16 protein-coding genes and 3 pseudogenes are annotated in these 20,589 nt (G+C 58.4%); 6 read left to right on the top strand and 13 right to left on the bottom strand.

The window, feature by feature from the left end; translation table 11 throughout:
- Positions 1–84: 84 nt before the first annotated feature.
- Positions 85–1,372 (bottom strand): annotated as a pseudogene (locus V6617_RS01440) (IS110 family transposase).
- Between the two features lie 213 nt (positions 1,373–1,585).
- Between V6617_RS01440 and V6617_RS01435 the strand changes: the two are divergent.
- Positions 1,586–1,810: pseudogene (locus V6617_RS01435) on the top strand (integrase core domain-containing protein); the annotation flags it as partial.
- Between the two features lie 264 nt (positions 1,811–2,074).
- On the top strand, positions 2,075–2,971 hold the full coding sequence (locus V6617_RS01430; RefSeq protein WP_338608583.1) for a glycosyltransferase family 2 protein: 897 nt from the start codon (positions 2,075–2,077) through the stop codon (positions 2,969–2,971).
- On the opposite strand, the gene V6617_RS01425 is transcribed toward V6617_RS01430, so the two are convergent.
- Positions 2,901–3,092: a transposase gene (locus V6617_RS01425; protein WP_338610791.1), complete on the bottom strand. Its 192-nt coding sequence runs from the start codon at positions 3,090–3,092 to the stop codon at positions 2,901–2,903. The genes V6617_RS01430 and V6617_RS01425 overlap by 71 nt on opposite strands.
- 326 nt (positions 3,093–3,418) lie before the next feature.
- Here V6617_RS01425 and V6617_RS01420 point away from each other — a divergent pair, with 326 nt between their 5' ends.
- The 4 genes and pseudogenes from V6617_RS01420 to V6617_RS01405 form a co-directional block, all read left to right on the top strand.
- On the top strand, positions 3,419–3,769 hold the full coding sequence (locus V6617_RS01420) for a transposase (protein ID WP_332717534.1): 351 nt from the start codon (positions 3,419–3,421) through the stop codon (positions 3,767–3,769).
- Positions 3,766–4,110 (top strand): IS66 family insertion sequence element accessory protein TnpB, encoded by a 345-nt coding sequence (tnpB, locus tag V6617_RS01415; protein WP_332717533.1) that lies wholly within the window; start codon positions 3,766–3,768, stop codon positions 4,108–4,110. Before V6617_RS01420 ends, tnpB begins: the two co-directional genes overlap by 4 nt.
- A gap of 73 nt (positions 4,111–4,183) precedes the next feature.
- A complete protein-coding gene (gene tnpC, locus V6617_RS01410; protein ID WP_338608582.1) occupies positions 4,184–5,818 on the top strand; it encodes an IS66 family transposase in 1,635 nt (544 codons plus the stop codon).
- 26 nt (positions 5,819–5,844) lie between these two features.
- A pseudogene (locus tag V6617_RS01405) lies at positions 5,845–6,159 on the top strand (transposase domain-containing protein); the annotation flags it as partial.
- A gap of 105 nt (positions 6,160–6,264) precedes the next feature.
- Here V6617_RS01405 and V6617_RS01400 read toward each other — a convergent pair.
- From V6617_RS01400 to V6617_RS01350, 11 genes are all read right to left on the bottom strand, one after another.
- Positions 6,265–7,428 (bottom strand): hypothetical protein, encoded by a 1,164-nt coding sequence (locus tag V6617_RS01400; RefSeq protein ID WP_338608581.1) that lies wholly within the window; start codon positions 7,426–7,428, stop codon positions 6,265–6,267.
- Positions 7,429–7,459: 31 nt separating this feature from the next.
- Positions 7,460–8,290: a polysaccharide pyruvyl transferase family protein gene (locus V6617_RS01395; protein WP_338608580.1), complete on the bottom strand. Its 831-nt coding sequence runs from the start codon at positions 8,288–8,290 to the stop codon at positions 7,460–7,462.
- Positions 8,287–9,183, bottom strand: a complete 897-nt coding sequence (locus V6617_RS01390) for a hypothetical protein (protein WP_338608579.1) — start codon at positions 9,181–9,183, stop codon at positions 8,287–8,289. The genes V6617_RS01395 and V6617_RS01390 overlap by 4 nt, the downstream gene beginning before the upstream one ends.
- Before the next feature lie 28 nt (positions 9,184–9,211).
- Complete coding sequence (locus tag V6617_RS01385; protein ID WP_338608578.1) at positions 9,212–9,979, bottom strand: hypothetical protein; 768 nt, start codon at positions 9,977–9,979, stop codon at positions 9,212–9,214.
- 2 nt (positions 9,980–9,981) lie between these two features.
- Positions 9,982–11,019: an acyltransferase gene (locus V6617_RS01380; RefSeq protein WP_338608577.1), complete on the bottom strand. Its 1,038-nt coding sequence runs from the start codon at positions 11,017–11,019 to the stop codon at positions 9,982–9,984.
- 86 nt (positions 11,020–11,105) lie between these two features.
- Complete coding sequence (locus V6617_RS01375; RefSeq protein WP_338608576.1) at positions 11,106–12,770, bottom strand: ABC transporter ATP-binding protein; 1,665 nt, start codon at positions 12,768–12,770, stop codon at positions 11,106–11,108.
- A gap of 498 nt (positions 12,771–13,268) precedes the next feature.
- Positions 13,269–14,267, bottom strand: coding sequence for an aldose epimerase family protein (locus V6617_RS01370; RefSeq protein ID WP_338608575.1), 999 nt, complete (start codon positions 14,265–14,267; stop codon positions 13,269–13,271).
- Between the two features lie 72 nt (positions 14,268–14,339).
- Positions 14,340–17,696 carry an error-prone DNA polymerase gene (locus tag V6617_RS01365; protein WP_338608574.1) on the bottom strand — a complete coding sequence of 1,119 codons (3,357 nt, stop codon included), beginning with the start codon at positions 17,694–17,696 and terminating at the stop codon, positions 14,340–14,342.
- A complete protein-coding gene (locus tag V6617_RS01360) occupies positions 17,693–19,135 on the bottom strand; it encodes a DNA polymerase Y family protein (protein ID WP_338610789.1) in 1,443 nt (480 codons plus the stop codon). Before V6617_RS01360 ends, V6617_RS01365 begins: the two co-directional genes overlap by 4 nt.
- A gap of 10 nt (positions 19,136–19,145) precedes the next feature.
- Complete coding sequence (locus tag V6617_RS01355) at positions 19,146–19,925, bottom strand: DNA repair protein (protein WP_338608573.1); 780 nt, start codon at positions 19,923–19,925, stop codon at positions 19,146–19,148.
- Between the two features lie 72 nt (positions 19,926–19,997).
- Entirely contained in the window at positions 19,998–20,525 is a 528-nt protein-coding gene (locus tag V6617_RS01350) for a gamma carbonic anhydrase family protein (protein ID WP_338608572.1), read from the bottom strand.
- Positions 20,526–20,589: the final 64 nt, after the last annotated feature.

The raw sequence follows: 20,589 nt of genomic DNA, 5'->3' as shown, positions 1-20,589 counted from the left end.
ACACAGGGTACGCCGATTGCGGCCCTCACCGTCCTCAACACGAGCTTCTGATCCAGGTGGAAGACCCGAACATTATCTACAGGGTCATCGAAGCGATGCCCTCACGGCCCTAACTGACAGAGGTCCTTCCACCTGGCACCCGCCCTTCGATGAAGGGCCGGTAGTCTGAACCGCTTTTGACGACGGCGTGTACGACACGCGCCATTTTGGCGGTAATTGCAGTCATCGCCTTGCGGCGTAGGTCTGGATTGTCGCGATCTCGCGCGATGTATCGCTCGAACTTGTGCCGGAAGCCATTCTCCCGCTGGCGGATGGCGACCTGCCCGGCGATCCACAAGGTGCGGCGCAGCCTGGCATTATCGAACTTGGAAAGCCGGGTCTGGCCTCGATACTGACCGGACTGCTGGGTCGATAGATCCAGTCCGCAGAACTTGAGGAACTGGCGATGATGGTGGAAGCGGCGTAGGTCTCCAGCCTCGGCAATGATCGTCAACGCATTGATCGGCCCTATGCCAGGTATCTGTCGCAGGAGCTGGTAATCCTGGCTGTGTCGCAGCAAATCATCTGCCTGTGCTTCGATCTCGTTGCGTTGACGGATCAGGCTACGAGCCTCTGCAATAACCATGCGGAACATATGAATGGCAGGGGCATCGAGCGGCAACGGCAGGCCGATCGAGGTGCGCGCCGTCTCGTAAATATCCATCAGAATCTGTGTCTTGCTGACCTTGCGGCCGACGACATCCCAAGCTGCTTTGATGAACTCCTCCTTCGTCAGCGCCGTGATGCTTGCTGGCGTCGGAAAGGCGTCGAGGAAAGCGAAGAACCAATCGCTGCGGCTGTTTCCACGAAAACGATCGATCTCGGGAAAATACAGCGGCAGGTAGTGTGTCAGAATGCGGTGCTGGATCTCGGTCTTAGCCTTTGCGATCGCCTCATGTGTCTTCGACAACTCCTGCACGTCATTTATGCCGGCGCGCAGCGGATCGTGATAGCGCTGGGTTGCCTCGATCTTCAGCATGTGCAGCATCACCTGCGCATCCTTGGGATCGTTCTTGTCCCAGCTGTTGTGCAAGGCCTCGCGGGTTCGGGCGAGCGCCAACGACGAAATCAACCGCACCTCGAAGCCCGCTTCAGCTAGGCGCCACGCGATGGGCCTGTGATAGTTGCCCGTCGCCTCAAAGCCGCAGACTACAGGCCGGCCGTAATCCAGCAGCACCTCGATCAGCCGGTCATGCTCGGCACGATTGTTGAGGACCTGCAGCCGGCGGCGACGCTTGTGGCCAGATGCTTCAATCAAGACTTCATTGCGCACTTTGGCAATGTCGATGGCTACCAGCACGGCATCGGGGGGTATAGATTTTGCAGTGGTCATGGTCGGTCTCTCCGGAATGGGTTGTGACATTCACATTCTAGAGAAACTCTGACTGACCATGGCCACCTCAAGCGTTGCGCGCCTGCAGCGAAAAGCTGCGCGCAACGCTCTCTCGATGACCTCAGTTCATCCCCTCCTTAGGTGCTACGGTATCCAGTTCCGCTTTCCGCCGCGCCACGCCACGCCAACGGGCCGACGGCGCGATACATGACCCACATGTTCGACATGCGATGCCGCGAGAACGGCATCGAGCACCGGTTCACGAAGATCAATCATTCATGGACCAACGGGCAGGTGGAGCGGATGAACCGCACCATCAAGGACGCCACCGTCAAGCGCTTCCACTACGACAGTCACGACCAGCTGCGCCGGCATCTCCAGGACTTCATCGACGCCTACAATTTCCGTCGCCGCCTGAAGACCCTCAAGGGCCTCACGACCATCCACCGAATGTTTTACCGTCTCGTCCACTCGAATGCAGAGGAGTGTTGATCCCGCCGGCGCCATAACACTATGCGGCAGCCTGGAATACTGCTAACCACTCACGTCGTTCTACCCACGCGGGCTTTGCAGGGGAAGGTCTACACAACAAGGTCATCTAAGGCTCTTGCTTGGCGATATCAGGCCCAATGCGCTGCCATTCTCAAGGCGTTAAATGTTATGGCGTCCGATACCGATGATCGAACGTGCCGAGAAGTGCAAATGAAGGATTATTCATTCGATAGCGGCACCGAGTACGGCTTTTCGGTGATCGTCCCGGTTTTTGAGCAATGGGATCTTATACCTGGTTTGCTGTCGGATCTTGAGGCTCAGAATTTAGTCAATTCGAGATTCGAAATCATTTTGGTCGACAACGGCTCTGAGCGTTTCGAACCTCCGAGTGTGCTTCCGAGTAATGTCAGTGTGTTGAAATGCGAAGCCCCCGGGTCCTATTCAGCGCGGAATTACGGCGTCGCCCATTCTGAAGGCGAGTGGCTCATTTTCACTGATGCCGACTGCCGGCCAGCGCCGGATTGGCTGAGTGAATTTCAGTTGTTGATATCGAAGTGCCTCGACCAGAATTTGTTGTTGGCGGGCGCGATAGAAATGGTTCCGCAATCGAAGCATCCAAATAGCTATGAAGTCTATGACATGGTCCGAGGCATTCGACAGGAGCGCTATGTCAAAAGGGGCTATGGCGCGACCGCCAACCTTGCAGTCCCGAGAGCGGCGTTCAACATGTTGGGTGGCTTCGATTCCAGCCGCTTTTCAGGAGGCGACGCGGATTTCTGCCGCCGCTCCGGCGCTAAGGGTTATGTAATACAATTCGTGCCGCAGGCGGTGGTCTATCATCCCGCCCGCTCAAACTGGCAGGAAATTTCGACAAAAGCCCGCAGGGTAAAGGGCGGGCAGATCAGAAATGGCTCCCGCTCCCGCAGGGTGCTCTGGACTTTGCTAACACTCGCCCCACCTATTCGCAATATATGGCAACTCATGCGGACGCCGCGACGCTCCGTCAGGCATCGTTTGACTGCCGCTTGGGTACAACTCAAGATTTGGAGTGTAGAGGTGCGGGAACTTGCCCGGCTTCTGCTTGGTGCCCCGGCGGAGCGCCGCTAGGTACCAAAGCCTCGCTCCCGCTGGCCTCGGCGCGCCAGCCAAACAACTGCGAGGGCGAAATCCCGATCTCACGCGCCAGTGCTGACACATTGGTTCCAGGCTCAAGACTGCGTGACACCATCTCGGTCTTGAACGCATTGGACCATCGACGACGCCGCGCCACAGGAGCACCCTCCATCCGATCGAGCACTGCCTCGATCAGGTGGAAACTTCTATCTCCAGGCATAGTCGCAGACATAGAACATGACACCCATCACAAACACTGGGATGTCGATATCGCCCTACAGTGGCCGTCACCAGACGGAATGGGCTTCCCGCTTACGATGGGTAAGCGAGAAGCCCACCCCGTCTGGTGACGGCCGACATCCGGCGGTATTGGCACCCGAGAATTTGTGATGGGTGTTATGTTCTATGTCTACGACTATGCCTGGAGATGGAAGTTTTCATATGATCGAGGCGGTGCCTGATCGTATGGAGGGCGCGCCTGTCGCTCGGCGGCGCCGGTGGTCGGATGCGTTCAAGGCCGAGATGGTGGCGCGCTGTCTTGAGCCTGGGGCCAACGTGTCGGCGCTGGCGCGCGAGATCGGGATTTCTCCTTCGCAGTTGTTCGGTTGGCGCACCGAGGCATTCAAGCGCGGCGAGGTCGCAAAACGCGATGACGATGCAGGAGTGGTAGCCGCCGCAAGGTCTGAGCGCGGTATGATCGAGATCGTGGTCAGTGACACGGTGGTCCGGGTTGGCTCCGATGTCGGAGACGCCCATCTGCGGCGGGTAATCCGCGCTGTGCGGTCGGCATGATCCCTACGGGTGTAAAGGTTTATCTGGCCAGCCAGCCCGTGGACTTTCGCAAGGGGCCAGACGGTCTTGTTGGTCTGGTGCGCGATGCTGGAGCGGACCCCTTCAATGGCGCGCTCTATGTCTTTCGCGCCAAGCGGGCCGACCGGATCAAGATCGTGTGGTGGGATGGCACCGGACTTTGCCTTTACGCCAAGCGGTTGGAGAAGGCGGCGTTCTGCTGGCCGCGGATTGGTAATACTCGGGTGCAGATGAGCTACGCACAGCTGCTGGCACTGATCGAGGGGATGGACTGGAAGCGGGTGCGAACAGTGCCGGTGAACCGGCCGCAATCTGCTGGGTAAACGTCTGCGGCAGACTGACTCAGGGAGCGCAAAAAGCCAGGCAATCGGGGGTGTTTTGTGCCATGATCGCGGCATGAACCCGGCCGATTTGCATGCGCTCCCCGATGACGTCCACGCCCTCAAGGCGATGATCGTGGCGGCCCAGGACAGGGTGGCGTCGGCCGAGCAGCGGCGCCGGGCTCTGGAAGCTGAAATCGCCGCGCATGAGGCCGAGATTGCCGCCATGAAGGCGGACAAGGCTGCCGACGCGGAAAAGATCGGCCGGCTGGAATCCATCATCGCCCTGCTGCAGCGGGCCCAATACGGCACTCGCTCGGAAAAGCTGCGGATCGCCCCCCTTGATGACGAGCAGATGGCTTTCGCCTTTGATGAGTTGCGGACCGGTCTTGGCGAGATCGAGGCCAAACGCGAAAAGCAATCCGGACAAGCCGCGCTCCGTCCTCCGCGTCCCCGGAAAGGGTTTGCACCGCACCTGGAGCGGATCGAGGAGGTGATCGAGCCCGAGGTGCCGGCCGAGTGCGAAGGCCTTGATGCCGTGCGGATCGGTGAGGACGTCACCGAGCGCCTCGATGTGACGCCGGCCAGGTTCCGCGTCATCGTCACCCGTCGCCCCAAATACGCCTATCGCCTGGCGGACGGCCAGGATCGCATCGCGCAGGCTCCGGCGCCCAACCATCTCATTGCCGGCGGCATTCCCACCGAGGCGGTGCTGGCCCAGGTGGCGGTCAGCAAATACGCCGATGGCCTACCGCTCTATCGCCAGGAAGAGATTTACTCTCGTGATGGGGTGGAGCTGGATCGGTCTCTGATGGCGCAATGGATGGGGCGGCTGAGCTTCGAGCTCGAGCCACTCGCCCACCATGTTCTCAAAACCATCAAGCTCGGTGAGCGGGTTTTTGCCGACGAGACCCGGCTTCCGACCCTGGCGCCTGGCACTGGCAAGGTGAAAACAGCTTGGCTTTGGGCTTATGCCCGGGACGACCGGACCTTTGGAGGATCAAGTCCACCGATGGTGGCCTATTGCTTCGAAGACAGCAGATCAGGCGAATGCGTCGCCCGGCATCTGGACGGCTATCGCGGGATCCTGCAGATCGACGGCTATGCTGCCTATAACCGACTGGGCAAAGCGAGTGGCGCCAACGACGCCATGACGCTCGCCGGGTGCTGGGCGCACGCACGGCGCAAGTTCTTCGATCTCCAGGCCAGTGACGGTTCGCCCTTTGCCGGTGCCGTGGTGACGGCGATGGCACCGCTGTGGGCCATCGAAGACGACATTCGTGGTCACGACCCCGATCTGCGCGCCGCCATCAGAGCCGAGAAGTCCGCGCCGATCGTGAGCGACCTGCTCGCCGTTCTGGACCGGGAACTGCCCCGCATCTCGGGGAAATCGAAACTGGCCGAGGCGATCCGCTACACGCTCGCCCGGCGTGCCGTGCTCGAACGCTTCCTCTCGGATGGCCGCATCGAGCTCGACTCCAATATCGTCGAGCGCGCCATCAGACCCCAGACCATTACGCGCAAGAACAGCCTTTTTGCCGGCAGTGACGGGGGCGGCCGCTCCTGGGCAACCATCGCAACGTTGCTCATCACGGCCAAGATGAACGATGTCGACCCACATGTTTGGCTCACCCAGACCCTCGAGCGTATCGCCAATGGCTGGCCCAACAGCGACATCGACGCCCTCATGCCCTGGAACTACGCCGGCTGAACGGTCCTGCCTTCTCGCTTACTACGATGGTGCGCTCCGATACCGCGGCCGAACGGCGCGCCAAGCAGGCGGGGGCCGAAACAGTGCGGGTTGTTGCAGAAAAGAGCAATGGCGACGCCGAGATCACCCGTCTCGAGCTTGAGATCGACAAGCTCCGGCGCAGTATTTATGGGCAGCGGTCCGAAAGTAGGGCCAAGCTGCTCGACCAGCTCGAGTTCAAACTCGAGGATCTTGGGGCCGCGGCCAGGACAACACGGGGCAAAGCCTTTACCCGCAAGCGGGCACAACGGCGCGCCTTTCCCGACCACCTGCCGCGCAAGCGCGTCGTGGTGCCGGCGCCCGATATCGCCGCAACCACATCACGGCCAACGACACCGCTCAAACCGAAACAGGCCGCCACCAGCGGCAGCTTTTTCCAACCTCGGTCGAGGCGACAACGCCCCCAATTAACTACTCTTCCGCTCGATTCTGCTGCGGGCAGATGTCGAGCTATCTTCTAGATCACCGGCCGAAGTCCTTCGTAGTGATTTGAAGAACATGACCAAATCTTGGGCGATGCCTTCCCAATTCCATTCATTGCGGGAAAGTATTTCGTTGTTCTTTCCTGTGGTGGAGTCGAGCATTTGGTAGGCCTCCTCCATCGCCAACCTAAGACTTTCATTATCGGAAGGATCGTAAACCGGATTGCCGGCCCCGCGGAGGACCTCTCCGATATTGCCTATGTCGGGCCCCACAACAATTTTTCCATAGGTAAAGCCGAGAGAAACATTCCCTGAATTAAGGGTGTTCTTGCGCGCGATAAATATAATGTCCGCGCAGCTGACATAGCTTGACACTTCCCTCGCCGGTACAGCGCGTTCATGAAGTACAATGTTATGGCGCAGTATGACCTGCCCAAGAAAAAAGATCAGACGGGAGGCGGCAGTGGCATAGGCGACAATGCGGCCATACCGTCCATTTCTGTTGCGGAGCGGTACACGGCCGGCGATTAGAAGCGTCTTTTTTGGACCAAGATCGGACTTGATTGCCTTCAATGCAAGATTGAATTCTTCCGTTGCTCGCAACTCGCCGAAAACCAGCACCACCACGCCCTCCCGCGGCAGGCCGAGCAATTTGCGCGCCGCCACCTTGTCCGCCGCCGGACCGAAACAGCGGTAATTGCCGTGAGGGATGACTATGCTGGGCCTGGTCGCCGTGTGAGGGTAGAACTGATTTAGCATCTCCACGGATTTCTGGCCCAAGTGAATAAAGGCATCTGAAAACGAAAACACCATCGAATAGAGGCTTGAATCAAAATCACTGTGACGATAGTGCGGACGGATATTATGCACCAAAGTGACAATAGACGACCGAGCTTTCAAGCTGGCGAGTCGCCGCTCAAACACCGCAAGCGCCGAGAAGTCACCCTGTTCGACGAGAAGCTCTGGCCACTGGATAAGAACGATATCCCAATCGTCCCTTACTGTTGCTAGCCAGAACGAACCATAGTCGACATGCTGAACGTCCTGGTTGGGCCAAAAAGACTTGATCAGCTCGATCGTGAAGGGATTGGCTCTGGCACCACCATTCACGTCGGAAAGCACCAGAATGCGTAGCTTCGCGACGCTCATGGCGATTCGGTCCTCGTCCGCGGCATAAACGTCATGCGTCCCCCACTATGACACCGCGCTCCCGCAGCAATGCCGGTGAAGGGAAAGAGAAATCACTCATTGTAAACCGAATATCGGCAGGGGAAACGGGCTTTGAGGCAAAACGCTGACCGCCAAGTTCATCCAACGGAACGGGCATCGGCAGGCCCACTGAAGCGTAATAGTCTCGGTATTTGAATAACGGCTCAGGCGTTCTCGGACGCAGGAGCACGCAAGGACGCCCTAGGGCGTGGGCGAATACAATGCCGTGCAAAGAGGACGAGTAGATCATTTCGCACGACAGAATGCCTCTAGCAACCGCGATAGGAGAAGCATCAATGTTGATCAGATGAATTCCCTCCGGGGAGGGAGCATAGAAGGAGCGTTCGCGGTAATGCGCAACCAGACCGATTCTGCCGATTTTGGGCGACTGGGCAGTGTCCACGAATTCTCGAATCAGCAGGCCCGGGTCCAGCAGGAACTTTACCTGGGTCAGATCGTGTCCGGCGCGGCCAAAGGCCTCATAGCTCATCGGGCCCCGCAGCGCGTGAACTAGTAGGTCTTTATCCTTGACGGGCAATTCCGGCGTTTTGGACCCGATCCCACAAATGACGTCTCCCGGGAGCGCCTTGTGGGCTATTGACCCTATCAGCAGCAGGCGCCGGCCCTCCCCTGATACATTGGCGGACTGCATGCCGAATTGCCGACCAATCAAATCTTTCACAAAAATGTCGCCGGCATTGCCCGTGGAAAAATATCGATCCGCATTCCTCGCCAGACGCCGGAGAATCCAATGCCCGGCGCGGCCAACAACCCGTTCGTGCCAATAATATGTTCGGATCATTGAAACTCACTCAAATCGGCATCGGCAAAGCCGAAAGCCACGTCGTTTATGCCATATCCCAAACGGGCGACCCCCGATTGAAGCTGAAGGCCGGAAAAGTACGAACAACTGATAAGGTTTCTGTTTCGCTTCATCCTGCTTCCCAGCAAGGATCCGAACGAATGGAAGACATACTTCCCGCCGGAAGTGGCGTATACGTCGTTCCCGGAAAAGTCCAATCGTACCAATTTACCGATATAAGCGCGCTTTCCCAATATGTGGAATTTCCTGTGTGCGACTAGATAAGCCGCATCAGCGCTAAACGCCAGTTGGGTGCCTATGCTCAGGCCCCTTGCCCGCCGAGTTGAGGAAACGCTCCCTACAGGCACCATTTCCAAACGCCCCTGTGACTGCGTCGGGTCGGTTTGGGATTCGAGTACCGTCCCATTCCCCAGGGCATAAATGGCTCGTAGCGCGCCTCGCCAGCTATAGAACGCCCAGTTCTTCTCGATTTTCTGTCGTCCAGAGAAATCACAGCGAAGGGGCCGGCCGAGGTTGGGGTAGAGCGGGGCAATGTATATGTCGTTCCCAAACCTTGACCATCCCGTGTTAAATGTAACCCAAATTGTGTCGCCAAACTGAAACAACTTCGGGTCGGCCGTCTGAACTACGCCCCAAGCAGAAAAATGCTGCGACAAATCCAATATCGGGGTGGGTCGACCCAGAAAATCGTGCACTAATAAATAGGCTCGAATATTTGAGTTCTTTTTAGAACTCCCTCGGAACACCATGACCAGCTGCGATCCAAGCTGAGCAAAGCTGGGGTTGAAGATATAGTCCAGGCCACTGGAATCAAGCAGATCACCGTAAAAAGTTGTGGCTTCTGATATCCGGTTCTTCAACGTCAGAAACACGGCGCCTGCCACCTCTCAGCCAAAGCGCTCATTGTGCCGAAGACAGCCTTTTTCGAGCGGAGCGGACCAGCTTCTTTACCATCGTCGGGACAAAACGATATCGTTGGCGCCTGACGCCCAGCGCCTTCTCCACTTCCCGAGGGAGTAGAGAAGGTGGCCGGCTGAGCAACGCCTGTGCCCGTTTCAGAGCCGCCCGCTTCGTTGCTTCCGGACCCGTAAGATGAAGGATAAACAGATCTTCGCCGTTCTTTAGATTCTCGATCCTGCTATTAAACTGCCGATAGTCGTGGATCGCTACTCCCTGAAACCTGTGATTTGTCTTTATGACATAGACCATGGCGTCCTGATCTCCATTGGAGAAGAAACCAAGGCCGTCGTGCCACCAAGCGGCAATCGCCGCTGGGTCGGCGTTCTCGACGGCATCAAGAAAGCACTTGCCAACATTGTCGCACCGCAAAAGAAACTGACCGGAACTGACTACGGTTCGGATGTCCTTGAAGTCAGGGCTCCCACAGATTGACAGGAACTGTCCGGAAACCGGCCAAAGGAAATCCAGTGACTTTTCCATATCCATAAAGAACGCATCGTCGTCGATCCAGAACAAATAGTCGAAATACCCGACATACGCCTTGAGGTATCTAATCTTGTTAAAGTAGGGAACACTGGCACCAGTTGGCCAGTTGCAGTGCACATAGCCATACCCATGCCTGTCGCAGTAGGCCTTGTGATTGATATAGGATTCAAATTTGGTGGCAGGATAGCGACCTGACACAACGCAAATTTTGGCGTTGTCCATCTTCATATTCTCTTGGATGATTGCAGAAGAACGAACGCCTTGCTCAAGCTGGACTGCACGAAGTCCAGTGGATAATGTATTGTTAGCTTGAATAATCTCTTCCAGAATTTTTTACTCAAATTTTCCACCACCGAGTGGATTAGATAGGCGATAAGCATGACCAGGAGGCTCACACAGGAATAGACTAGAATCTTATTCTCCTCGCTGCCGAAGTTGGAAATCAACATGAAACCGAGGTGGGCATGCACTAGGTAGAGAGGATAGGACATAGCACCTGCGGTTTTCGAGCCTGGAAGCCGAAGGTCTCGTATCCCCGACCGCTGCAGGAAAGTAAAAAAGAAAAACATGCACAGGACTGCCGATGCCACCACAATTGATGAAAATTCGCGACCACTTCGAAGGGACATTTCAGCCGCGTTTTGCAGGGAGAAATGCAGACATAACAGGGCGCTCAGCGCTAGCATGGCTAGAACGTACCATTGCCGTTTGACGGTGAAAACGGCAAACAGCGCTCCGGCAGAGAAATAGGCATAATAGCCCCCGGCCAGAGGTAGCCCTCCGCGGAGCCAAAAGTAATTCGCCGAAATATAGATCGGCCAAATAAGAATGAAGATAGTCAGTCGTTTCGGTCTGACAAACAGCAAAATCAGAAACACTCCTAAATAAAACTGCCATTCGTAGCGCAGCGTCCAATAGACACCGTCGACATACCCTTCGCCGAAGAGATAGGGGAACATGGTCATATTTGCAAAAAACTGTGGCGCCGTGACCGCGGTCAGTCCTGTGCCCCACATCTGGGCAGCGAGCGAAGTGATGATCACGGCGGCCCAGAATGCCGGGAACAGCCGCACACAGCGAGCAGCTAGAAAGGCAGCAGCATCACCCCTTAGTGCAGAATGAAAAATGACGTAACCGCTGATTATAAAGAAGAACTCGACGCCAAGGTAACCGTATTTAACGAACCCGACGACCCCTTCGATATGCCCCACGGAATTTATCTTGTTATTCACAATTCCTGAATAAAGATAATGAAAGGCCATCACTGCTAAAGTGGCTAGGAACCTACTATAGTCGAGTAGCTCTATTCTTCTCACTAAATATATTCCGATGGGAATTTCATATCTACCTACGTGCCGACAATCTGCTGGTACGTACCCGACCTCACAATACGTCCCTTGTCGAGTTCCACCACCAGATCACAGGAACGAAGGGTTGTCAGGCGGTGCGCGATTACCAATACCGTTGTCTCCGGCCCAATTGTTTCAATACCAAGCATCACGGCCCCTTCCGTGGCGTCGTCCAAGGCGCTAGTGGCCTCATCCAGAATGAGGATGTCAGATTGCTTATAAAAAGCGCGAGCCAGGCCGATACGCTGCCGCTGCCCCCCCGAGAGGCGGACGCCACGCTCCCCCACAAGCGTGGCATATCGATCAGGCAAGCTCTCAATGAAAGCGGTCAACTGCGCTCGCTCCACTGCTTCGGCAACGCGCGCATGGTCAATGTCGGCCTTTTCGGCACCAAAGGCTATATTTTCTGCTAAGCTCGCATCGGCAAGATAGATGGACTGCGGCACATGGGCGATCCGAGCCTGCCACGCGCGCCTGTTTTGTGCCGTCAAACGCTGACCACACACCGTCATATTTCCCGATGTTGGATCCAGCAGGCCCATGATGAGGTCAATCAGGGTGCTCTTACCGCTACCGGTCTTACCGATGAAGCCGATCCGGGCGCCGCGTGCAATAGATAGATTGACCGAATGGAGCACTGGAGCGCCGCCCCCTTCATAGTGAAAATGCACATCATTCACCTCGATGATCGGCCCATCGAAAGGCCCAGCCATGGGCGCGCTCGGAGCGGCGACGATATTCTCCTCCGGAAGAGGTAGGGCCAGCAGTTCCATGACGTCTTCGATAATCGCTTTGTTGGCGTTGAGTGACGACCACGCGAAATAGATCAACTGCAATTGCGGTAGCATGCGTTGGGCGCCCAGCGCTAGGGCACCCAGCGTAGGCAGCGCGACCGCCAGCCCTTGGCGCTGCTGAATCCACCATGCCAATGCCACCAGTACCAGCATGCCCACAGCTTCGATGAGATAGCGCGGAACATTGCGGACGAACAGGTTCGCAGCCTGCGCTTGCCGTTGTTCGATCGTCACGCGACTAAACCGTCGCATATACAGTTTCTGGGACCCTTCGAGTAAAATGTCTCTTATACCGCCTAAACCTTCCTGAAGTATTCTAACCCGTTCGACTTCCGTGTTGGCAACGATCCGACTGTTCCGACGCAAAATTTGCCGAGTTATGGCCGATATAGAGAAATAGAAAACCGATATGCTAGCCACTGCTATGAGTGCACTTTGCGCTGCGAAGCCCAAGAGCGCTATCAAAATCGCGATGACAATTACGAGCGAAACCACGCCTTGGATTAAAGGAACGATTACAGATCCGATGAGTTGGTTGACCTTGTTGATCGCGGCGATGATCTGGCTCGAATTGCGCTCGACGTGGAAACGATAGGGCTGAAAGAGCGTCCTTCGATATACTTCTCGCGCCAGATCTGCGCCAAGCGCGTATGCGAAGCGGGTGCTGACCCAAAGCAGCAGCAGACGAACTGCCATTGCCGTGGTGATGACGGCAGCGAAACCGACCGAAATCTGTGATGGTGTCAACTCGCATATGCCAGGCAATAAATCGCACTGTCCGACCTGTTCGGACCCGCTGAGGACGGACAGAAACGGCACGACCGCGCCCAACGTGGCCATCTCGGCCACGGCGCCAGCGAGCGAAAGCATAAAGACGAACACCAGTTGGACGCGTCTCCCCGAACTGATTTCATCGAATATGCGCCGCACACTACCTCGAACCGATGTAGTAGACTTCCTGGTCGGGTTAGGCATGGTTAACCATGGTCGTGACGATCGGTTTGCGCCTGTAAACGCCCGACCTAGTACCACGCTTGGGGTTCGCGCCTTTTGGTGACCCAAAATCCATCAATCCCGCCATCCATTTCTCCGGTAACTGCAAGGATCGCCTTTAACCACAGAAACGGTTCCGTCGCCACACTGATACATCGCCCAAGTTTTGTAAGCGGTTGAGCCAAGGAACCAGACGTCTTTTTCCATAGATCTACATAGAAACGTTGGGCGATCGATGGCAGCAGGCATGGAAGACAAAGCCATCCAATACCGTCGAGGTTTTGGTTGGCTCGCATTCCTAAGCATCTGTCGTGCCAAGGCGGATATGGATATTCGCGGTTCCATCGCGAAGTACATCGGATTCCTCTAGTATCGTTATTTGATCTCTATCGCGCTCCAATGCAAATACGGCGTCCTTGGCGTCACCACAGATGATGGAAAATGCGGGTTGTTGATCGCATCGGGGAAGTTCTGATCTTCAAGGCAGAGTCCGCCATAAGCCGGGTAGTGCGCGCCCTCAAGGCCCGGAACCGGCACGTCGAGCTTCCAGCCATTATAGACCTGGAGGCCGGGCTGATCGGTATGGATCCTGAGCGTCAGCGAGCCGTCGGGTGCTTGGACCACTGCCACCGGCTCGGTTTGGTCGCGCCGTGTATCGAGGACGAAATTGCAATCGATCTTCTGGCCGGCCCCATCGGCCTGGCGCATGGTCCGCGCCTGTCGGAAATCAAAATCGGTGCCTTTCGTCGGCAAAATCGCACCGGTCGGGATCTGACCCTCGCCGAGCTCGGTATAAGCGCCGGCGACAAAAGACAGGCGATGATCGAGCACATCGCCTCTGCCCATCAGGTTGAAATAATTGTGCTGAACGATATTGACCGGGGTCGGCCGGTCGGTTTCGGCGGCAAAGTCGATCTCCAGCCGGTTACGGGTCAGGGTATAGGTGACGGAGATTTCGAGATTGCCCGGATAGCCCATGGCGCCATCGGGACTAAACAGGGTCAGCTTGACACTGTTCTCGCTTTCCTCGGCAATCTGCCATATCTGCAGCGCCAGGCCCTCGGGACCACCGTGAAGCTGATTGGGCCCCTCATTGGGCGGCAGATCGTAAACCGCACCGTCGAGGGTAAATCTGGCGCCGCCGATCCGGTTGGCCACCCGGCCGGCAATAGCGCCAAAGTACGGGCTGTGATCGCGGTAGAACGATATATCGTCAAATCCCAGAACCACCGGTCGCAACTGATCGCCGACCGGCACCCGCCAGTCGCGGATCAGCGCGCCATAGGTGAGAAGGGAAATCCGAACGCCCGTGGCCGAGGTCAGAACCACCTCATGAACCGCCTGTCCGTCGATTGATCCAGCCACCCGTGCCATTGTTCACTCCATAGTGTCGGCCATCAGCATTGGATCCTGTCTAGCCGGGTCGCCACATCGGTGCCACCCCAATCAGTGGAAATCGCGCGATTTGGGCACCACGCGCCTGTTGCGCGGGTGGCCATGCAGGCGTTGCTGCACGGGATGGGTTGCCTCATCGGCCCGCGTCAATTGCGGGTTGGCGCGGTGCGACATCGCCAGGGAATCGAGCAGATCGGAGCGGTCATAGACCGCGCTGGCGATCACGTGAATCACGCCCTCCTTGCTCTTTTGCAGCTGCCCCTCGATCACCGCGAGGCGCGACGCCATGATTTCGCGCCGGTATTTTTCAAACCGTGTGGCCCACATCAGCCCGTTGGCAATGCCGGTTTCATCCTCGAGTGTCATGAAAATCGCATTGCCCTTGCCCGGCCTTTGCCGCACCAGAACGATTCCCGCCACCTTGACCATTTTGCCATCGCGCACCTGGTCGAGTCCCCTGCAACTGAGCACACCCTGGGCAGAAAACTGTTCGCGCAGAAACGCCATCGGATGGGCCTTGAGCGAAAGCCGGGCCGTCTGGTAATCGGCGATCACATGCTCTGACAGCGCCATCTCGGGCAGGGCCATATCGTCTTCCTCCCCCAGCTCCCGGCCCTGGGCAGCGGCGAAAAGAGGCAGCGGGTCGTCCTGTGGCAAACGCCTGACGCGCCAGGCTGCCTCGCGCCGGTCGAGCCCGATGGTTCCCATGGCGTCGGCATCGGCTAGAAGCGTCAACGCCCGCACCGGAACGCCCGAGCGCTGCCAGATATCTTCTATCGAGCCGTAAGGTTTTTCCCGCCGGACCACCAGTTTTTCGCTCCAGTCTTTCTTGAACCCGTCGATCTGGCGAAACCCGATCCGCAGGGCGCAATAAGGGGCCGGCGTCTCTTCGAGCCCATTGTCATGGCTGCTGCAATTGGCATCGACCGGCCGCACCTCCACCCCGTGCTCGCGCGCATCGCGCACGATCTGGGCCGGAGCGTAAAATCCCATGGGCTGGGAATTGAGCAGCGCGCAGGCAAAAACATCGGGGTAGTATTTCTTGATCCAGGCGGAAACGTAAACCAGCTTGGCAAAGCTGGCCGCGTGGCTTTCGGGAAAGCCGTAATCGCCGAACCCCTCGATCTGGCTAAAGCATCGCTTGGCAAAGTCCTCGTCATATCCACGCGCCACCATGCGTTCGACCATCATCGTCTTGAATTGGCCGATCGTGCCATTGTGGCGGAACGTGGCCATGGCCTTGCGCAGACCATTGGCCTCGTCGTCGGTGAATTCGGCCGCGACCATGGCCAGTTGCATTGCCTGTTCCTGAAACAGGGGGACACCCTTGGTCCGTTCCAGAACAGCACGCAATTCGTTCGGGTCATAGGGCGGCTTCGGCGCGGGATATTCGACATCTTCTTGTCCACTCCGCCGCCGCAGATAGGGATGGACCATGTCGCCCTGGATCGGGCCTGGCCTGACGATCGCCACCTGGATGACGAGATCGTAGAACACTCTCGGACGGAGCCTGGGCAGCATGTTGATCTGCGCCCGACTCTCGACCTGAAAGACCCCGATGGAATCGCCCTCGCACAGCATGTCGAAGACGCCCTCGGCGTCACCATCAGTGGCCTTGATATCGGCCAGCCCCAGCTTCGTGTCGTAGTGTTTGCCGATCAGTTCGAACGCCTTGCGGATGCAGGTGAGCATGCCCAGGCCCAGAACGTCGACCTTGAGCATACCCACCCGATCGATATCGTCCTTGTCCCATTCGATGAACGTTCGATCCTCCATCGCAGCATTGGCGACTGGCACATATTCATCGAGCCGGTTCTGGGTCAGAACGAACCCGCCCACATGCTGGGAAAGATGACGCGGAAAGCCTAAAAGTCGCGTCGCCAGTTTTACCGCGCGCAAAATATTGGGATTGTCCGGGTCGAGCCCGGCCTGCGCAATATGTTTTTGTGGCAGCCCTTCCCCGCTCCAGCTCCCCCACACGGTCGAAGCGATGCGCGAGGTGATGTCTTCGGTCAGCCCCAGCGCCTTGCCCACCTCGCGGATGGCCGAACGCGGGCGATAGCTGATCACCGTCGCCGCGATCCCCGCCCGGTGTCGGCCATAGGTCTCATAGATATGCTGGATGATCTCCTCACGCCGCTCATGCTCGAAATCCACATCGATATCGGGTGGCTCGCCACGGTTTTCCGAAAGAAACCGGGCAAACAGCAATTGATGTTCGGCCGGGTCCACCGCCGTGATGCCGAGAACGAAACAGACCGCCGAATTGGCCGCCGATCCGCGTCCCTGGCAGAGAATGTTCTTGCTCCTTGCCACCTCCACGATATCGAAGATGGTGAGGAAATAGGTGGCGTAGTTAAGCTTCCCGATCAGCGCGAGTTCGCTTTCGATCTGGGATCTGACCTTTGCGGGCACACCGTCGGGATAGCGCAGTTCTGCCCGCCGCCAGGTGATTTCCCTAAGCCATGCCTGCGGAGCCCAGCCCTTGGGAACCGGCTCTTCGGGATATTGATAACGCAACTGATCGAGCGAAAAATCGATGGTCTGCAAGAACACCTCGGTCTGGGCGATGGCTTGCGGGCATGGGTGAAACAGCCTCTCCATTTCCTCGGGCGTCTTGAGATGGCGTTCCGCATTGGCCTCCAGTCGCGTGCCGGCCGTTTCAATGGTTACACCCTCCCGGATGCAGGTAAGGATATCCTGCAGGTCGCGCTGCTCGGCCGCGTGATAAAGCACATCATTGGTGGCGATCAGCGGCACCCCATGGGCCTGGGCCAGAATCCGAAAGTGATGGAGACGCCGCAGATCATTGCTCTTGTGGCCCATGCTTGCCCCCAGCCAAAGGGTTGCCGAAACCCGTGAGAGTTCCTTGAGAGCCCTCTCCAGACCCGATTGGTCGTCACCAGGCATCACGATCAGGCTCAGCCCCGACGCGGCGAAAACCAGATCGGCAAGCACAAGGATGCACTCGCCCTTTTTTGCCTTGCGGTTGCCGCGCGTCAAAAGCCGGCACAGCTTGCCCCACCCTTCCAGATCCTGCGGGTAAGCGATGATGTCGGGCGTTCCATCCGAAAAGACCAGACGGGCACCCACCGCGAGCTTGAAACTTTTCGCGCGCGCCTGCAGCTCATCAAGGGTGAAGGGAAAATCGAGTTCGGGATGCCTTTCGACCAGCACATATTCCCCCGGCCCCGACCCTTCGCGCACCTTGTCGACAAGTTTTACGCCCTTGCGCAGGTCTTCAAGCGCCGCAAAGGCGCGCACCACCCCGGCCACTGAATTGTGGTCGGCAATGCCGATCCCCTTGTGGCCGAGCAGCAGCGCGGCCAGCACCATGTCCTGAGCGTGCGAAGCGCCGCGCAGAAAGGAAAAATTGGTCGTCGTCGCCAGTTCCGCATAAAAGCTCATGGAAACACCCCATGCAGATACCAGCGCACCGGCTCGGTGCCGATGCCGTAAAACCCGTACCGGAACACCCAGAACCGGTGCCCGACCGCATCCTCGATGCGGAAATAATCGCGTGCCCGCGTATCGCTGGTTATGCGCCACCATTCGGGCGCTATGCGCTCGGGACCTTCGGCCGAAACGATATCGAACCAGGCCCGCCGCCACAAAAACCTGCGTGGTGGCCCATGGGGAACTTCGGCGATCACCTCGATGAGAGGGGGCGGGTAAAAGAGAAACAGGGGCCGGGCCGGAACCCCGAACGGGCCGGCCTGCCGCCATGCCGCGCTTGGGGTTTCATCCGATATCGCCGGGATGGAGCGCGCCGCCCGCTCGGGCAGATGGCTGTCATTGGCAACAAAGCGCTGCACCGCGTCCGCGCCGAACCGGGCACTGAGCCGATCGATTAGATCGCGCACTTCGACCGAGGCCATTGCCCTGCCGTCGAGCCCGCCCTGTATTGCGGCCATATCGTCGCCCGCCAGCACCGAAAGCCGGATCATGTCAAACCCGAAACCCGGATCGATCGGGTCGGCCAGGGCATCGAGCCGCATGTTCAAAAGCCGCGTGAGCACGCCCGCCTCCTTGAGCGGCTGTCCTGAAAGCACCTCGATGCGGGTGACCTTGCCATCGGCGCGAAAGAACGCGGCCTCGAAACACCGCCCGCCCTGTCCGTGACGATCCAGACTCCTGCAAAGGTTTTGCGACAGCGGGGCGAGAGCGGCAACGATATCTTCCATGAGCCCGATGGGATCGGCAAAGCGCTGCTCGGCCACAAAGTCCGGCAAGGGACGGCGCGGGGTGATCGGCCGGTCGATCTCTCCAATCAGTTGAGCGAGAGCCGCCGTCATTGCATCCCCGAACCGCGCCGCGAGCGGCTTTCTGGGACGGGCGGCAAGGTCAGAGATCGTGGTGAGCCCTGCCCGACGCAGGCCGGTAGTGGTTTTTTCCCCCGATTCGAGCGCCTCGACCGGCAGTCCGGCCAGAGCATGCGCCTCGCCCCCGGGCTCAACGATTCCACCCCTGCCAAACCGGGCCAGCGCCCGTGCCGCGCGCGCCGTTCCGGCAACACCGATGCGGGTTGCAAAGCCCTGGGCTTTCAGCCGGGTTTCCATATCGGCAACCAGTTCCGCCTCTCCGCCAAACAGATGGGGCACGCCCGTAATGTCGCACACGATGGAATCGGGAGGCTCGGTGGCAACGAAGGGACTGTAGCGATCGCACCAGTCGGCCAGCTTTTCCAGAAGTTCGGCATCGGCCGTCTCGTCGTGCTCGACGATTTCGAGGTGTGGCACCCGCGCCTTTGCGTCGGCAAAGGCAAGGCCGGGCCTCAAACCCTGCCGGCGGGCATTGGCGTCGGCCCCCACCAGAGCCAGGATATTGCCCTTGCGGGCAACGACCACCAAAGGACGATCACCCCGTTTTTGCCCAGCGAGCCGAACCAATCTGTCGGTCACGATAAGAGGCAGCCACAGGGCCAGATAGCGCCTGGGCTTGTGCAAATCCAAGGGTTTCATGGTTCCATTCCAGATTCCAGCTCGAGCCGGACGGCCCGCTCTTCTGGCGCAGCAGGCGAACGCAAAGCGTAGCCCGCCCGGGCATGCCGAGGGGATCGGAGGACGGGGCAGCCGTAACCTGCCAGCGCGTTGCGGCAGCACTCGGCTCGGGCGTGCTCATCACCCGCAAAACCAGCCCCGTGACCCCGCTTTCCTGCGCGGCCAGCGACAGCCTGCGGCTGGCGGTGAGATCGAGATGTTTCGACGTCCCCCAGCTTTCAAAAATCACCGCTCCCAGTCCCCGACACCGCAAGGCTTCAAGACTGGCCCGCAAGCCATCGGCGACATCGTTTACATGCACCACGAACAGCTTATCGCCCGCCACGCCCATTTCGGCGAACCCCTGAGCATAAAGCGCGCCCGCCTCCATCTCGCTGCGCCTGTGCCGTATCCAGACCAGCGGCGCCTGGGGCGCAGCCCGCAGGCTGATCCCGGTCACAAATCCTGCAGCCGCCGCAATATCGAAGGCCTGGGCAGGGTAGATTTCATGCACGGCGCCCCGCGCCAGCCCGCCCCCCAAAGCGTCATCGACCGGGCCGGCGCCCAGAGTGAAGACGCCGTGCCGCCCGGTCTCGCCGAAGGGATCGAGACTGGCCAGAGCCTCCCGCAGCACACCGATCTGGCGAGCTTTGTTCATGGCTCAATGTTCCTATTTTGTTCTATTTGGACTCAGATCGAACCAAGAGTCAATCGGGTCTGTTTGCCGACCTCATTTGAGAAAAACGGCGCTGTCCCGGTAGCGGGCCGATTTTTCGTCATAGGCTTGAGCCCCCTGGGAAAGCCGCCCGATCTCCTCGTCCGAAAGCGCCCGCACGACGCGCCCCGGCACACCCAGAACCATCGATCCATCGGGGATGTCCATACCCTCGGGGATCAGCGCCTTGGCCCCGATCAGGCAGTTGCGCCCGATTCTGGCTCCGTTGAGCACCGTGGCCCCCATCCCGATCAGGCTTCCATCCCCGATTGTGCAGCCATGAAGGCACGCCAGATGACCGATCGTGCAGCCTTCACCGATTGTAAGCGGATAGCCCATATCGGTGTGGAGAACCGCATTGTCCTGCACATTGGAATTGCGGCCCACCGCGATCAATTCATTGTCACCGCGCAGCACCGCGCCGAACCACACGCTCGCCCCTTGTTCGAGCCGTACCTTGCCGATCAGCATCGCCGAGGGCGCCACATAGCCTGCATCCCGCGCGATCTCGGGCGCCTGCCCTTCAAACCCGATAAGACTCATGCCCGCTCCCTTTCCCGATATGCCATGCTAGAGCCTGAACCGAACCCGGTCGACCTACGTTTAA

It is taken from the genome of Pelagibacterium nitratireducens, from assembly GCF_037044555.1.
GTDB classification, from domain to species: domain Bacteria; phylum Pseudomonadota; class Alphaproteobacteria; order Rhizobiales; family Devosiaceae; genus Pelagibacterium; species Pelagibacterium nitratireducens.
The sequence above is the reverse complement of the archived record's forward strand: the minus strand, read 5'-3'. Positions and strand labels throughout refer to the sequence as shown.

What these genes read in the sequence shown, in the direction of transcription:
- V6617_RS01430 (WP_338608583.1), top strand. Translation starts at nt 2,075, where the DNA reads ATGAAGGATTATTCATTCGATAGCGGCACCGAGTACGGCTTTTCGGTG.
- V6617_RS01425 (WP_338610791.1), bottom strand. Translation starts at nt 3,092, where the DNA reads ATGGTGTCACGCAGTCTTGAGCCTGGAACCAATGTGTCAGCACTGGCG.
- V6617_RS01420 (WP_332717534.1), top strand. Translation starts at nt 3,419, where the DNA reads ATGATCGAGGCGGTGCCTGATCGTATGGAGGGCGCGCCTGTCGCTCGG.
- tnpB (WP_332717533.1), top strand. Translation starts at nt 3,766, where the DNA reads ATGATCCCTACGGGTGTAAAGGTTTATCTGGCCAGCCAGCCCGTGGAC.
- tnpC (WP_338608582.1), top strand. Translation starts at nt 4,184, where the DNA reads ATGAACCCGGCCGATTTGCATGCGCTCCCCGATGACGTCCACGCCCTC.
- V6617_RS01400 (WP_338608581.1), bottom strand. Translation starts at nt 7,428, where the DNA reads ATGAGCGTCGCGAAGCTACGCATTCTGGTGCTTTCCGACGTGAATGGT.
- V6617_RS01395 (WP_338608580.1), bottom strand. Translation starts at nt 8,290, where the DNA reads ATGATCCGAACATATTATTGGCACGAACGGGTTGTTGGCCGCGCCGGG.
- V6617_RS01385 (WP_338608578.1), bottom strand. Translation starts at nt 9,979, where the DNA reads ATGGACAACGCCAAAATTTGCGTTGTGTCAGGTCGCTATCCTGCCACC.
- V6617_RS01380 (WP_338608577.1), bottom strand. Translation starts at nt 11,019, where the DNA reads ATGGCCTTTCATTATCTTTATTCAGGAATTGTGAATAACAAGATAAAT.
- V6617_RS01375 (WP_338608576.1), bottom strand. Translation starts at nt 12,770, where the DNA reads ATGCTTTCGCTCGCTGGCGCCGTGGCCGAGATGGCCACGTTGGGCGCG.
- V6617_RS01370 (WP_338608575.1), bottom strand. Translation starts at nt 14,267, where the DNA reads ATGGCACGGGTGGCTGGATCAATCGACGGACAGGCGGTTCATGAGGTG.
- V6617_RS01365 (WP_338608574.1), bottom strand. Translation starts at nt 17,696, where the DNA reads ATGAGCTTTTATGCGGAACTGGCGACGACGACCAATTTTTCCTTTCTG.
- V6617_RS01355 (WP_338608573.1), bottom strand. Translation starts at nt 19,925, where the DNA reads ATGAACAAAGCTCGCCAGATCGGTGTGCTGCGGGAGGCTCTGGCCAGT.
- V6617_RS01350 (WP_338608572.1), bottom strand. Translation starts at nt 20,525, where the DNA reads ATGAGTCTTATCGGGTTTGAAGGGCAGGCGCCCGAGATCGCGCGGGAT.